Source organism: Rhizobium sp. CFBP 8762, assembly GCF_014841565.1.
In the GTDB taxonomy this organism is placed as follows: domain Bacteria; phylum Pseudomonadota; class Alphaproteobacteria; order Rhizobiales; family Rhizobiaceae; genus CFBP-8762.
This window is the reverse complement of sequence record NZ_JACYUD010000003.1, coordinates 106,348-119,974: the sequence shown is the minus strand read 5'-3', so window position 1 is coordinate 119,974 and position 13,627 is coordinate 106,348. Positions and strand designations below refer to the sequence as shown.

The 13,627-nt window shown below is 55.9% G+C and carries 13 protein-coding genes and 1 riboswitch; of the genes, 7 read left to right on the top strand and 6 right to left on the bottom strand.

The features are described 5' to 3' along the window. Positions 1-18: 18 nt before the first annotated feature. On the bottom strand, positions 19-696 hold the full coding sequence (locus IFT84_RS09115) for an alpha/beta hydrolase (RefSeq protein WP_192118564.1): 678 nt from the start codon (positions 694-696) through the stop codon (positions 19-21). Between the two features lie 212 nt (positions 697-908). On the opposite strand from IFT84_RS09115, the gene IFT84_RS09110 reads away from it, so the two are divergent. The 7 genes from IFT84_RS09110 (at position 909) to sufA (ending at position 8,003) form a co-directional block, all read left to right on the top strand. After that, the gene (locus IFT84_RS09110; RefSeq protein WP_192118562.1) at positions 909-2,075 is read left to right on the top strand and encodes a cysteine desulfurase family protein; all 1,167 of its coding nucleotides are present in this window, start codon (positions 909-911) and stop codon (positions 2,073-2,075) included. A gap of 155 nt (positions 2,076-2,230) precedes the next feature. Next, on the top strand, positions 2,231-3,700 hold the full coding sequence (sufB, locus tag IFT84_RS09105; protein ID WP_192118560.1) for a Fe-S cluster assembly protein SufB: 1,470 nt from the start codon (positions 2,231-2,233) through the stop codon (positions 3,698-3,700). 47 nt (positions 3,701-3,747) lie between these two features. After that, positions 3,748-4,503, top strand: a complete 756-nt coding sequence (gene sufC / locus IFT84_RS09100) for a Fe-S cluster assembly ATPase SufC (RefSeq protein ID WP_192118558.1) — start codon at positions 3,748-3,750, stop codon at positions 4,501-4,503. A 20-nt stretch (positions 4,504-4,523) separates the two neighbouring features. Next, positions 4,524-5,801: a Fe-S cluster assembly protein SufD gene (sufD, locus tag IFT84_RS09095; protein ID WP_342212859.1), complete on the top strand. Its 1,278-nt coding sequence runs from the start codon at positions 4,524-4,526 to the stop codon at positions 5,799-5,801. A 15-nt stretch (positions 5,802-5,816) separates the two neighbouring features. Beyond that, the gene (locus IFT84_RS09090; protein WP_192118556.1) at positions 5,817-7,058 is read left to right on the top strand and encodes a cysteine desulfurase; all 1,242 of its coding nucleotides are present in this window, start codon (positions 5,817-5,819) and stop codon (positions 7,056-7,058) included. A 12-nt stretch (positions 7,059-7,070) separates the two neighbouring features. After that, a complete protein-coding gene (locus IFT84_RS09085) occupies positions 7,071-7,454 on the top strand; it encodes an SUF system Fe-S cluster assembly protein (protein WP_192118554.1) in 384 nt (127 codons plus the stop codon). A 156-nt stretch (positions 7,455-7,610) separates the two neighbouring features. Further along, complete coding sequence (sufA, locus tag IFT84_RS09080) at positions 7,611-8,003, top strand: Fe-S cluster assembly scaffold SufA (protein WP_192118552.1); 393 nt, start codon at positions 7,611-7,613, stop codon at positions 8,001-8,003. A 103-nt stretch (positions 8,004-8,106) separates the two neighbouring features. Here sufA and gcvP read toward each other — a convergent pair whose 3' ends face one another. The 5 genes from gcvP to IFT84_RS09055 all read right to left on the bottom strand — a co-directional run bounded on the left by gcvP (position 8,107) and on the right by IFT84_RS09055 (position 13,605). Beyond that, on the bottom strand, positions 8,107-10,968 hold the full coding sequence (gene gcvP, locus IFT84_RS09075) for an aminomethyl-transferring glycine dehydrogenase (protein ID WP_192118550.1): 2,862 nt from the start codon (positions 10,966-10,968) through the stop codon (positions 8,107-8,109). Continuing rightward, positions 10,968-11,330: a glycine cleavage system protein GcvH gene (gene gcvH, locus IFT84_RS09070; protein ID WP_192118547.1), complete on the bottom strand. Its 363-nt coding sequence runs from the start codon at positions 11,328-11,330 to the stop codon at positions 10,968-10,970. Before gcvH ends, gcvP begins: the two co-directional genes overlap by 1 nt. 16 nt (positions 11,331-11,346) lie before the next feature. Beyond that, complete coding sequence (gene gcvT, locus IFT84_RS09065; RefSeq protein WP_192118545.1) at positions 11,347-12,492, bottom strand: glycine cleavage system aminomethyltransferase GcvT; 1,146 nt, start codon at positions 12,490-12,492, stop codon at positions 11,347-11,349. 148 nt (positions 12,493-12,640) lie between these two features. Continuing rightward, a riboswitch (glycine riboswitch) is annotated at positions 12,641-12,728 on the bottom strand. A gap of 427 nt (positions 12,729-13,155) precedes the next feature. Continuing rightward, positions 13,156-13,392: a hypothetical protein gene (locus tag IFT84_RS09060; RefSeq protein ID WP_192118543.1), complete on the bottom strand. Its 237-nt coding sequence runs from the start codon at positions 13,390-13,392 to the stop codon at positions 13,156-13,158. 69 nt (positions 13,393-13,461) lie between these two features. Continuing rightward, entirely contained in the window at positions 13,462-13,605 is a 144-nt protein-coding gene (locus IFT84_RS09055) for a hypothetical protein (RefSeq protein WP_192118541.1), read from the bottom strand. Positions 13,606-13,627: the final 22 nt, after the last annotated feature.

Genomic DNA, 13,627 nt, shown 5'->3' with positions numbered 1-13,627 from the left:
AGCTTTCACTGGAAATGCTTATCGGATACGCTTTGCCGCCGGTTCTGGTGTCAGTTCACCATTCAGGCGGCGATCCAGATAATCTTCGCATTCCTCCATCAAGGTCTCGACCTGACCATTGAAGAAGTGGTTGGCTCCCGGCACGGTCTTGTGCGTAATCAGAATGCCCTTCTGCGTCTTCAGTTTTTCCACCAGCACGTTCACGTCCTTTTCAGGCGCAACCTTGTCCGCATCGCCGTTGATGATCAGGCCAGAAGACGGGCAGGGTGCCAGAAACGAGAAATCATAGGTGTTTGGCTGCGGAGCAACGGAAATGAAGCCTTCGATTTCCGGGCGGCGCATTAACAACTGCATCCCAATCCATGAGCCAAAGGAATAACCGGCCACCCAACAGCTCTTCGAATCAGGGTGCAGGCCCTGTACCCAGTCGAGCGCGGACGCGGCATCGGAAAGTTCCCCAGCCCCATGGTCAAATTCGCCCTGGCTGCGGCCAATGCTGCGGAAGTTGAAGCGCAGCGTGGTAAATCCACGCTTCTGGAACATGTAGAACAACTGATACACGATCTGGTTGTTCATGGTGCCGCCAAACTGCGGATGCGGATGCAGGATAATCGCAATCGGCGCGTGTTTGTGCTTGGAAGGCTGGTAGCGGCCTTCAAGGCGACCGGCAGGTCCATTGAAAATGATTTCGGGCATCGGGTCTCCGGCGGTTTGGTATCCAAAAAAGAGCATCTGACGCGCGAACAGTCTTGACGAACGCAGTCAGCTTTTCTAAAACCCAGTTTAGAACCATTCGAAACTTTTACACAGCATATGTGTTGTGAGTTTTGTCTCTTAAGGCAAGCGTGACGGACATTTCAAGGAAAATGCGCCATCGCACCGCCGCAGACAGGAGAAGCGCAACAATTATGGTCGCTCAGCGCCTCTATATGGACTGGAATGCTACGGCGCCTCTGCTGCCGGAGGCGCGGGACGCCTGTGTGCAAGCGCTTGACCTGTTGGGCAATCCATCGTCAGTCCATAAGGAAGGGCGGGCCGTGCGCATGATGATCGAGGCCGCCCGCCGCGATGTGGCGGCCCTGTGCGGCGCATCTGCGTCCAGTGTGATCTTTACCAGTGGCGCGACGGAGGCGGCAAATATGGTGCTGTCGCCCGATTACCGCATGGGCAGGACACCGCTGACGCTCGGGCACCTCTACGTTTCAGCAATCGAACATCCCGCCGTGCGCGAGGGTGGCCGGTTTCCCAAAGCCCACCTCTCGGAAATCCCGGTAACGACACAGGGCATTGTTGATATTGCTGCTTTGGCTGCGTTGCTGGATCAGCATGATCGCGCATTGGGTCTGCCGATGGTGGCAATTATGATGGCCAACAACGAGACGGGCGTGGTGCAGCCGATAGCCGAGGCCGCTACACTGGTGAAATTGCATGGTGGTCTTCTGGTTGTGGATGCCGTTCAGGCCGCAGGGCGTCTTGCGCTTGATATTGAAGCGCTCGGTGCGGATTTTCTGATTCTGTCGTCGCACAAGCTCGGCGGACCGAAGGGCGCAGGGGCGCTTGTGTGCCGGGGCGAAATCCTGATGCCTAAACCTTTGGTTCATGGTGGTGGACAGGAAAAAGGGCATCGGTCCGGTACCGAAAATCCGGTCGCCATAGCGGGCTTTGCTGCAGCAGCTCGTGCCGCCAAGGACCGGCTCGTTGCGGGCATCGATAGTATTGCTCATCTGCGTGACAAAATAGAGACGACAATGCGTGAGCGGGCACCCGATGTCATGATCCATGGGGTGGGCACGCCACGTATAGGCAATACAAGCTTCTTCACATTGCCGGGGCTAAAATCGGAAACCGGTCAGATCGCCTTCGATCTGGAAGGTGTTGCTCTGTCTGCGGGCGCGGCTTGCTCGTCTGGCAAAGTGGGTCAAAGCCATGTGCTGACAGCCATGGGGCTGGATGCCGACCTCGGCGGACTGCGGTTATCCATTGGACCCTCCACTAAGACAGAGGACGCTGACAGGTTTCTGGCGGCGTTTGAAAAGATCGCCGCACGGCGAAAACAAGTGGCCTGCGTGGCGTGAGGGTAAACTTAGTACCGGAAATGCGAAATTCGACTTGCCAAGAGGGCTGAAAATACCCCTTTGGCCTCTTACATAAGGTGCAACAAGGCTGGTCCAGCCTTACAGCGCTTTGACAAGCTGCCGAACCCCAGTGTTCAGCAAGATTGGAGAACGACATGCCTGCCGTGCAGGAAACTATCGATCAGGTTCGTCAAATCGACGTTGACCAGTATAAATACGGTTTTGAAACCATCATCGAAATGGACAAGGCACCCAAGGGCCTGTCCGAAGAGATCATCCGCTTCATTTCGGCCAAGAAGAATGAGCCGGAATGGATGCTGGAATGGCGTCTTGATGCTTATCAGCGCTGGTTGACGATGGAAGAGCCCACTTGGGCGCGCGTCGATTACCCCAAGATCGATTTCAACGACCTGTATTATTATGCAGCGCCAAAGAACCAGACTGGCCCCATGTCGATTGACGATGTCGATCCTGAACTGCTGCGCACCTATGAGAAGCTAGGCATTCCGTTGCGTGAGCAGGAAATGCTGGCGGGCGTGCAGAAATCGAAGATCGCCGTTGATGCGGTGTTCGATTCGGTTTCGGTCGTCACCACCTTCAAGGAAGAGCTGAAGAAGGCCGGCGTGATTTTCATGTCGATTTCCGAAGCGATTCGCGAATACCCTGAATTGATCAAGCAGTATCTTGGTACGGTTGTGCCAACCACGGACAATTTCTACGCGACCATGAACGCTGCCGTGTTCACCGACGGGTCGTTCGTGTACGTTCCAAAGGGTGTTCGCTGCCCCATGGAATTGTCCACCTACTTCCGCATCAATGAAAAGGGTACGGGCCAGTTTGAGCGCACCTTGATCATTGCCGAGGAAGGCGCTTACGTGTCCTATCTTGAAGGCTGTACGGCGCCGCAGCGCGATGAAAACCAGCTTCACGCTGCTGTGGTTGAGTTGATTGCGCTGGACGATGCAGAAATCAAATATTCGACCGTTCAGAATTGGTATCCGGGCGACAAGGACGGCAAGGGCGGTATCTACAACTTCGTGACGAAACGCGGCGATTGCCGTGGCAAAAACTCGAAGATTTCGTGGACTCAGGTTGAGACCGGCTCGGCTATCACATGGAAATATCCGTCCTGCATTCTGCGCGGTGATAATTCCCGTGGCGAGTTCTACTCGATTGCGGTGTCCAACGGTTACCAGCAGATCGATTCCGGCACCAAGATGATCCATCTTGGCAAAAACACCTCCAGCCGCATTGTGGCCAAGGGTATTGCAGCCGGATTTTCGCAGAATACGTATCGCGGGCAGGTTTCGGCCCATCGCCGTGCGACCAACACGCGGAACTTCACACAGTGCGATTCGCTGCTGATTGGCGACAAGTGCGGTGCGCATACCGTGCCGTATATCGAAGCCAAGAATTCGACTGCGCAGTTTGAGCACGAGGCGACGACATCGAAGATTTCCGAGGACCAGCTGTTCTACTGCTTGCAGCGCGGTATTCCTGAGGAAGCGGCGATTGCGCTGATTGTGAACGGCTTTGTCAAAGAGGTCATTCAGGAACTGCCTATGGAATTTGCGGTGGAAGCGCAGAAACTGATCGGCATTTCGCTGGAGGGGTCGGTTGGCTGACGCCAACCACCTCCTGTTGATCCTGTTATTATGTGAAGAGATACACTATGCTTGAAATCAGAAACCTGCACGCCAAGATCGCCGATACCGACACGGAGATCATCCGAGGCCTCAATCTCACCGTGAAAGCGGGCGAAGTTGCCGCCATTATGGGCCCCAACGGTTCCGGCAAGTCCACATTGTCCTACATTCTGTCTGGCCGCGAAGACTATGAGGTCACCGAGGGTGACATTCTGTATAACGGGGAGAGCATTCTCGAAATGGATGCCTCAGAACGTGCTGCCAGCGGCATTTTTCTGGCGTTTCAGTACCCGGTGGAAATTCCCGGCGTTGCGACCATGCAATTCTTGAAGGTCGCGATGAATGAGCAGCGCAAGTATCGCGGTGAAGACGAACTGACGACACCGGAATTCATGCGCCGCGTGAAAGAGGCTGCCGCCGACCTCAGGATTGCGCCCGAAATGCTGCGTCGCCCCCTCAATGTCGGCTTTTCCGGCGGCGAGAAGAAGCGTGCGGAAATTCTGCAGATGGGTCTGCTGGAGCCGAAGCTTTGCGTGCTTGACGAGACCGACTCCGGTCTCGATATCGACGCGCTGAAGATCGTGTCCGATGGCGTAAATGCGCTGCGCTCGCCGGATCGTGCGTTCCTCGTCATAACTCACTATCAGCGCCTGCTGGAGCATATCGTACCGGATACGGTTCACGTGCTCTATAAAGGTCAGGTCATCAAGACCGGTGACAAGACCTTGGCCATGGAACTGGAAGCAAACGGTTACGCTGATATTATCGGCGCGGCTGCTTGAAGGAGGTGTCGCTCGTGAACATCGCTACACCCATTCTAACGCCGATCAAGCTGACCGCTGCGGAAACAGCGCTGGTCGACGCCTTTACGCGTCAGGTCGGCGAGCTGCCCGGCGATGGCATGGTGCTGGTCGCCCGCGACAATGCGCTGGACGGCATTAAGACTGAAGGCTTGCCAACGCGCCGGGTTGAATCCTGGCACTATACGGACTTGCGCGCCCTGTTGCGCGCCATTCCAGCCGACACGAACGCTCCGTTTATCGAGCAGCGTCCGGGTTTGGTATCCAATGCTTTCGTTTTGCCTGTGCTGAACGGCAAGCCGGATGTGAAAACGTCCATCGACGGCGTGACCATTGGTTCGTTCCGCGATCGTCTTATGTCTGACGATCACGCCCACATTGAGCCGCGTGGCAGCGACGACGCCATTGGCCGGATCAATACGAGCTTTGTGCGGGACGGTCTGGTCATTGACATCGCCGATGGTACGACCCTCGAGCGGCCGTTGGAACTGCAACTGTCCCAGTCTGCTGGACAGAGCCATATGCGCTTTGCTGTGTCGTTCGGTGCGCAGACCAAGGGTACGGTCATCGAGCGGCACAGTTCGCTGAGTGATGATGCCAGCCTCGTATCATCTGTCAGTGATGTGGTCGTTGGTGATGGCGCAGACATCCTCTGGATCATCTTTCAAGCGCAGGGACCGGTCGATACGCATCTGGCGCAGATGAACTTCAAGCTCGGTGCCAATGCAAAGCTCACGCTCTATGTGATCAACACCGGTGGCAAGCTGGTTCGCCAGGAAGTGCACGGCGTAACCGTGGGTGAGGGGTCGGATTTCCAGATGCGCGGCATCAACCTTCTAGGTGGTGATACGCATACGGATGTGACGTTTACGCTCGGCCACGACGTGCCCAACACCACGTCAACAGAGATAATCCGTAATGTGATCTTCGACCGCGCCCGTGGCGTGTTTCAGGGTCAGATTCGGGTGGCACCGGATGCGCAGAAGACTGATGCGCGCATGGCTTGCAACACATTGTTGATGTCGGATGACGCAGACTTTTCAGCCAAACCGGAACTGGAAATCTTTGCTGACGACGTTCAGTGTGGTCACGGCGCGACCGTCATCGATATCAATGCCACGCATCTTTATTACCTCATGGCACGCGGCATTCCCGAGAACAAAGCCCGTGGATTGCTGATCAACGCTTTCGTTGCAGAAATTGTTGAAGAACTGGACGACGAGCAATTGGTGGAAGCGTTGGAAGACGTTATTTCGGCATGGCTCGATAAGCACGCCTGATTGGAGGGCATTCTCATGGATCATCTCGCGCCGACCGGCTTCTACGACGTGGACGCGATACGCCGGGATTTTCCAATTTTGTCCCGTACGGTGCATGGGAAGCCTCTCGTCTACCTCGATAACGGCGCTTCGGCGCAGAAGCCGCAGGCCGTTATCGACGCAGTTACCCATGCCTATTCCAACGAGTATGCCAATGTGCATCGCGGCCTGCATTTCCTGTCAAATGCTGCAACGGATGCCTATGAAGCTGCGCGTGAAAAGGTCCGGCATTTTTTGAATGCCGGAAGTGTGGATGAAATCATCTTTACGAAGTCTTCAACCGAGGCCATCAATACGGTGGCTTACGGATACGGCATGCCCAACATCGGCAGTGACGATGAGATTGTCCTCTCAATCATGGAGCACCATTCCAACATTATTCCTTGGCATTTTATTCGCGAACGTCAGGGTGCCAAGCTTGTCTGGGTTCCGGTAGATGACGATGGTGCGTTCCACATTGAAGACTTCACCAAAAGCTTGACGGACCGCACAAAGCTGGTGGCCATAACCCATATGTCCAATGCCTTGGGCACGGTTGTGCCGATCAAGGAGATTTGCCGAATCGCCCATGAGCGCGGCATCCCGGTGCTGGTGGATGGCAGCCAGGCGGCGGTCCATATGCCGGTGGATGTGCAGGATCTCGACTGCGACTGGTATGTGATGACAGGCCACAAACTGTATGGTCCATCCGGTATTGGCGTGCTTTACGGCAAGAAGGATCGCCTCAAGCAGATGCGTCCCTTCATGGGGGGCGGTGAAATGATCATTGACGTGTCCGAGGATGCGGTCACGTACAATGACCCGCCGCATCGGTTCGAGGCCGGTACACCGCCGATTGTGCAGGCGATTGGGCTTGGTGCGGCACTGGACTACATGGACGGAATTGGGCGCACGGCAATCGCCGCGCACGAACTGGACCTGACGCGTTACGCGCACGAGCGGCTATCCGCCATCAACGCACTCAGAATTTTTGGCAATGCGCCGGGAAAAGGCGCAATCTTCTCCTTCGAGATTGAAGGTGTTCATGCGCATGACATTTCCATGGTGATAGATCGCGCTGGTGTGGCCGTGCGTGCCGGAACACATTGCGCGCAGCCGCTCTTGAAACGATTTGGTGTAACCTCCACATGCCGGGCGTCATTTGGGCTCTATAATACCAGAGCGGAAATTGATAAACTGGCTGACGCGCTGGATTACGCGCGCACATTTTTTGCCTGAAAGGAGGCCATGATGAGCCTCGACGACAACGATATTGACACATTCGACGCCCGCGATGGGCTGGTGGAATCCAACATTCCGCCAGAGGAACTGGCACGGTTGAGCGACGATATCATCTCGGCGCTGAAGACGGTCTATGATCCTGAAATCCCGGCGGATATTTTTGAGCTCGGTTTGATTTACAAAATCGATATCGAAGAGGATCGAATTGTGAAAATTGCCATGACGCTGACTGCTCCCGGCTGTCCGGTTGCGGGCGAAATGCCGGGCTGGGTAGAAAATGCCGTGGGCGCCGTTGAAGGTGTTTCAGGCGTTGAAGTCAGTATGACATTCGATCCGCCGTGGACACCGGACCGGATGTCGGAAGAAGCCCAGGTCGCTGTCGGCTGGTACTAGAGCGTTTCCAGTGAAAACAGAGTCGTTTTCACGTCCGGATAATGCGAAAAGTAAAGAATCCAGAGCATTTCCGGTGAACCCGTGTTCACCGGAAATGCTCTAGTAAGATGACTTAAGCACCGGGCCTTGAACCCGGTTGTTAGGGAGATTGAATTTATGGCTTTTGCAGTCATGACACTGACGGATGCGGCGGCAGATCGTGTCAACGCCATCGTTGCCAATTCTGGCGCGGACGCGCTCGGTATTCGCGTCGGCATCAAAAAAGGTGGCTGCGCCGGGATGGAATATGCCATTGATCTGGTAACCGATGCCGCGACAAAAGGCGATCTGATCGAACGCAATGGCGCGAAGGTCTGGGTCGCGCCGGAAGCCGTCCTGTACCTGTTGGGTACACAAATGGACTTCGAAATCACCACCTTGCGGTCCGGTTTTACATTCCACAATCCGAATCAGACATCGGCCTGCGGCTGCGGTGAGTCGGTTGAACTGAAGCCTGCCGATCTGGCGGCACTTGCCGCCAAGGGCGATGCGGTCGTTCGCGTCAGCTAGAGCATTTCCAGTGAAAGTGGGGCTACTTTCGCGCCCGGACAGTGCTCTAACCCCTTTCTCATCATCAATATAAAAATGGCTCCGTTTCCGGAGCCATTTCTGTTTATTCCGCAGCCTGCGCATACTCCTCCACCGGAGGGCACGAGCACACGAGGTTGCGGTCTCCATAGACATTGTCGACACGGTTGACCGGAGACCAGTACTTGTCCACGCGGAATGCGCCCGGCGGATAGCAGGCCTGTTCACGTGAATACGGGCGGTCCCACTCTCCGACAAGATCCTCCACAGTATGGGGAGCATTTTTGAGCGGGTTGTTCGCCGGGTCCATGCGTCCCTCTTCAATATCCCGTGCTTCCTCACGGATCGCAAGCATCGCTTCGCAGAACCGGTCGATTTCGGCTCGGGTTTCCGATTCAGTCGGCTCGATCATTAGCGTACCAGCAACCGGCCAACTCATCGTCGGAGCGTGGAAACCGCAGTCGATCAGACGCTTGGCCACGTCATCGACTGTCACACCGGCAAGCTCCACGAGCGGGCGGGTATCGATGATGCATTCGTGCGCGACCCGTCCCTTTGCCGAGGCATACAGAACCGGATAGGCATCCTTCAAACGGGCTGCGATGTAGTTGGCGTTCAGAATCGCCACCTTCGTTGCCTGCGTCAGACCTTCTCCGCCCATCATCAGGCAGTAGCTCCAGGAAATCGGCAGGATGGACGCCGATCCGAACGGCGCAGCCGATACGGCACCTTCTTCACCTGTGACTGGGTTGGTCGGCAGGAATGGTGCCAGATGAGCTTTGACGCCGATGGGTCCCATTCCCGGGCCACCGCCGCCGTGCGGGATGCAGAATGTCTTGTGCAGGTTCAAATGGCTGACATCCGAGCCAATATCGCCGGGACGAGACAGTCCCACCATGGCGTTCATATTGGCGCCATCGAGATAGACCTGCCCACCATGCTGGTGGACAATCTCACAGACTTCGCGAACATTCTCCTCAAACACGCCGTGGGTGGAAGGATAGGTGATCATGCAGCAGGAGAGATTGGCCGCATGCAGATCCGCCTTCTGGCGAAAATCATCCATGTCGATGTCGCCATTCTCGCTTACCTTGATGACGACGACTTTCATGCCCGCCATCTGGGCAGAGGCCGGGTTGGTGCCATGTGCGGAAGTCGGGATCAGGCAGACATCCCGATGCGTATCACCGCGTGAAAGGTGATAGGCTCGAATGGTCAACAGACCGGCATATTCCCCTTGAGCACCGGAGTTTGGCTGCATCGATATCGCATCGTAACCAGTGATCGCGCAGAGCTTCTGCGACAGATCATCGATCATATGCTTGTAGCCCTTGGCCTGATCGGCTGGCGCATAGGGGTGAATGTCGCTGAATTCAGGCCAGGTAATCGGCAGCATTTCGGCTGTCGCGTTCAGTTTCATCGTGCAGGATCCGAGCGGGATCATGGCTCTGTCAAGCGCCAGATCGCGGTCTGACAGCCGACGAATGTAGCGCGTCATCTCACTTTCCGCCCGGTTCATATGGAAGATCGGGTGGGTGAGATACTCGCTTTTGCGCAGCATGGACTGTGGCAGGCGGTAATCCGGTGTGAAGGCATCGACGCTGAAATCGCCACCAAAGGCGCGCCACACGGCTTCCAGATGGATGGGGCGCGTGCGCTCATCCATGCTGATGCCGATGCGGTTGTCCCCGATCTTGCGCAGGTTGATGCCTTCCGCAACGGCTGCCTTGAGAATGGCACCCTGCAGGCGACCGACATCAACGGTGATTGTATCGAAGAAAGTTTCGGGCTCCACCGAATATCCCAGCGCTTCCAGACCCTTTGCGAGGCGCACCGTTTTTTGGTGGACGCTCTGCGCAATGGCCTTGAGGCCCTTTGGTCCGTGGAACACGGCATACATGGAAGCCATGACAGCCAGCAGAACCTGTGCCGTGCAGATGTTGGATGTGGCCTTTTCGCGACGAATATGCTGCTCGCGGGTTTGAAGCGACAGGCGATAGGCGCGGTTTCCGCGCGCATCGACCGACACGCCAACCAGCCGGCCCGGCATGGAGCGCTTATGGGCGTCCTTCACGGCCATATAGGCCGCATGCGGCCCGCCATAACCGACCGGTACGCCAAAGCGCTGTGTGTTGCCGATGGCTATGTCTACGTCCATCTCGCCCGGCGATTTCAGAAGAGCAAGAGCCAACGGATCAGCGGCGATAACAGCCAAAGCATTCTGCGCGTGGAGCTGCGCGATAATCTCGCTCAAATCCCGGACATGACCATAGGTGCCCGGATACTGGAATATGGCGCCGAACACGGCCAGATTGGCAAGATCGGTCTCGGGGTTGCCGACAACGATGGTCCAGCCAAGCGGCTCCGCTCGGGTTTTCAGTAGAGAGATGGTTTGGGGATGGCAGTGCGCATCCACAAAGAAGGTCGTTGCCTTGGATTTTGAGATGCGCTCGGCCATGGCCATGGCTTCTGCGGCCGCCGTTGCTTCGTCCAACAGCGATGCGTTGGCGATATCGAGACCCGTCAGATCGCAAATCATCGTCTGGTAATTCAGCAACGCTTCCAGACGCCCCTGACTGATTTCCGGCTGATACGGTGTGTAAGCGGTATACCAGGCGGGGTTTTCCAGAATGGTGCGCTGAATGACGGGTGGCGTGATGGTGCCGTAATAGCCCTGACCGATGAGGGATACCAGACGCTGGTTCATGTTGGCGGTTTCGCGCAACGTATCCAGTGCTTCGCGCTCCGTCAGAGCGGGTCCCCATTGCAACGGTGTCTTCTGGCGAATGGACGCTGGGACGGTGTCGTTGATCAGCGCATCGAGACTATCGTAACCAATGGTTTCCAGCATTCCGGCCATCTCATCGGGTGAGGGGCCGATATGGCGGCGATTGGCAAAATCATAGGGTGCGTAATCGGTAAACGCGAAGTCGCTCGGCGTGGTCATCAGGCCACAAGCTCCTTGTAAGCCGCTTCATCCATCAGGCTTTCGACAGCCTTGGGATCAGCGAGTTTCAATTTGAAAAACCAGCCTGTGCCCTGCGGGTCTGTGCTGATCAGCGTCGGATCGGCGACGATGGCGTCGTTGACCTCGGTAATTTCACCATCCAGTGGACAATAGACATCGGAGGCTGCCTTGACCGACTCGACCGTTGCAGCGCCATCACCCTTGGAAAAAGTGCTGCCAGCTTCCGGCAGTTCAACAAACACCAGATCACCCAGTTGGTTGGCGGCGTGAACGGTGATGCCAACGGTGGCAATATCGCCGTCAAGCTTCAGCCATTCATGTTCTTCGGTAAATTTGAGCATGAGCGTGTACGTCCTATCAACGTTTGTAGGTGGGAGTGATAAAGGGCAAGGCGGTTACGGTAACCGGCAGGTATTTGCCGCGAACCTCTGCAAATAGATGAGTACCATCAGCTCTGTGCGCGGTGGCGACATAACCCATAGCAATGGGGTGGCCGACGCTGGGGCCGAAGCCACCGGATGTAACAACACCAACTTTCTGCTCGCCATTCGCGTCTGCGTAGAGTGGTGCGCCTTCGCGCACAGGGGCCTTGCCTTCCGGCTTCAAGCCCACGCGGGTACGGGATGGCTGATTGTTGAGTTCGGTCAGGATACGGTCAGCGCCTGGAAAGCCGCCTGCACGATCTCCGCCGTTGCGGCGCACCTTCTGCATCGCCCATTTCAGATTGGCCTCAACAGGTGACGTCGTCTCATCGATATCGTGGCCGTACAGGCACAGCCCTGCTTCCAGACGCAGCGAATCGCGCGCGCCTAGTCCGATAGGCAGCACATCCGGATGTTCCAGCAAAAGCCTGGTCAGCATATCCGCAGATTCAAGCGGCATCGAAATCTCAAAGCCGTCTTCGCCAGTGTAGCCCGACCGCGATATGACGCAGTCGACATCGTGCAGGCTGGCTGACACCACATCCATAAACCGCATGGCGCTGACGTCAGCCCAAAGCTCGGACAAGACTGCCTCCGCCCGTGGGCCTTGCAAGGCAACGAGTGCGCGATCCAGCATGGTAACGGAACAGGCTGGGGTGAGATTGGCGGACAAATATTGAAAATCGGCATCCTTGCAACCGGCATTCACCACCAGAAACAGGTGGTCTCCACGGTTTGCAATCATCAGATCGTCCAGAATGCCGCCGGTGTCGTTTGTCAGCAGTCCGTATCGCTGCCGTCCGGGTTCAAGGCCCGCAATATCCACAGGGATCAAGGCTTCCAGAGCAAGCGCGGCATCCGAAAGGTTTCCGCTGTGCGGCTTGACGATAATCTGGCCCATATGGGAAACATCGAACAGACCAGCACTTGCACGTGTGTGCAAGTGCTCTTTCATCACCCCGGTAGGGTACTGAACCGGCATATCATAGGCAGCAAAAGGAACCATGCGCGCCTCTAGCGACACATGAAGGGCATGCAACGGTGTTGTCTTGAGTTGTTCGGGCGTTTGATGTTCAGCCAATACAGACCTCCGGCAGATGTGCTTTCGCACGGGCTCATTCTCAGGCGCGGTCGCGCCGGTACGTATGAGCCCCCTCTGTCTGCGGTGCCTGAGATTGTTATCCCTTCGGCGGATTTTTGGGTGCCAAAAATCACTCTCCAGAGTGTGTCTGTGCTTGCTGGTCCTTTTGCCTGAGAGTTTCCGGGGCGGTTGCTCCTTCGGCACCAGATCGAACTGGATTCTCCCAACAAGTCAAAAGCAGATAGACCTGAAAGCCGCGCATTGGCAAGAGCCTATGTCGCAATGGAACAGCTTTTTGTCGCGCGGCTGAACTGTCTAAATCGAAGACTCGAACTCTTCGTAAAGTCGTTGCGCTTCCCTGCGGGTTCTTTGGGGCAAATAGGTATCGCGCTTTAGTAACGAGAAAGCCATGTGCGGAGCACATCTAACAGGTGGTGACAAAAGTTGAAAACCGGGCGCTTTTTCCCTGTTGCTCAATTTTGCAAGCGTGGTTGCCTCATCGGTTGGGCCGTCACCGCGCACACGGGCAGACGGACGAATGGCTTCTGCAGCGTATGCGGCCGTTGTTGCCGAAACCGTAAACACCTGCGTCATAGCACACCGTACCTTCCGACCCTGTCACTACCTTATATTAGTATTAGCAGAAAATTAACCTTTTAAATACTATTTCTTCGATTTGGCTCCGCGTTTCTTTTCAACGGGTGCAACAGCTTCAACCTTGTCGCCTTCCTGCGCCAGTCGCATTGCCTTCAAGCGGGCGGTCTTCTTTTCCCGTTCCGTTTTCTGCTGGTCATTGATCGCCATCGCGGCGGCATGCGTTACAGCCGCCTTCGTCTCCCCGGCGCTGCTTTTGCGCTGCTTCAAGGGCTCGTCGTTTACGGCATTGTCGTCGCCACTCATGGTCATTTCTCTCCCAATGATGTCGTCTTGAACGACGAACTTTATATGAATGTGTGCTTGGTTGGCAAATTATGGAGCTGTCTGGTTTGTCTCTAGTGGCTTTACATCATTGGCCGTGTCGCCCGGATGCGAGAACATGACATAGGCAATCCCAATCGCACACGCGGCAGCAAACAAAGCTATTACAAACAGACCAAAGTTATTTTTCAGCATAAAGTGTTCCTTTTTATGCATA

Bases quoted from the DNA above. Each gene is read 5' to 3' on its own strand.
- IFT84_RS09110 (WP_192118562.1), top strand. From the start codon at position 909: ATGGTCGCTCAGCGCCTCTATATGGACTGGAATGCTACGGCGCCTCTG.
- IFT84_RS09055 (WP_192118541.1), bottom strand. From the start codon at position 13,605: ATGCTGAAAAATAACTTTGGTCTGTTTGTAATAGCTTTGTTTGCTGCC.
- IFT84_RS09115 (WP_192118564.1), bottom strand. From the start codon at position 696: ATGCCCGAAATCATTTTCAATGGACCTGCCGGTCGCCTTGAAGGCCGC.
- gcvH (WP_192118547.1), bottom strand. From the start codon at position 11,330: ATGCTCAAATTTACCGAAGAACATGAATGGCTGAAGCTTGACGGCGAT.
- IFT84_RS09090 (WP_192118556.1), top strand. From the start codon at position 5,817: ATGGATCATCTCGCGCCGACCGGCTTCTACGACGTGGACGCGATACGC.
- sufA (WP_192118552.1), top strand. From the start codon at position 7,611: ATGGCTTTTGCAGTCATGACACTGACGGATGCGGCGGCAGATCGTGTC.
- gcvP (WP_192118550.1), bottom strand. From the start codon at position 10,968: ATGACCACGCCGAGCGACTTCGCGTTTACCGATTACGCACCCTATGAT.
- IFT84_RS09085 (WP_192118554.1), top strand. From the start codon at position 7,071: ATGAGCCTCGACGACAACGATATTGACACATTCGACGCCCGCGATGGG.
- sufC (WP_192118558.1), top strand. From the start codon at position 3,748: ATGCTTGAAATCAGAAACCTGCACGCCAAGATCGCCGATACCGACACG.
- sufB (WP_192118560.1), top strand. From the start codon at position 2,231: ATGCCTGCCGTGCAGGAAACTATCGATCAGGTTCGTCAAATCGACGTT.
- IFT84_RS09060 (WP_192118543.1), bottom strand. From the start codon at position 13,392: ATGAGTGGCGACGACAATGCCGTAAACGACGAGCCCTTGAAGCAGCGC.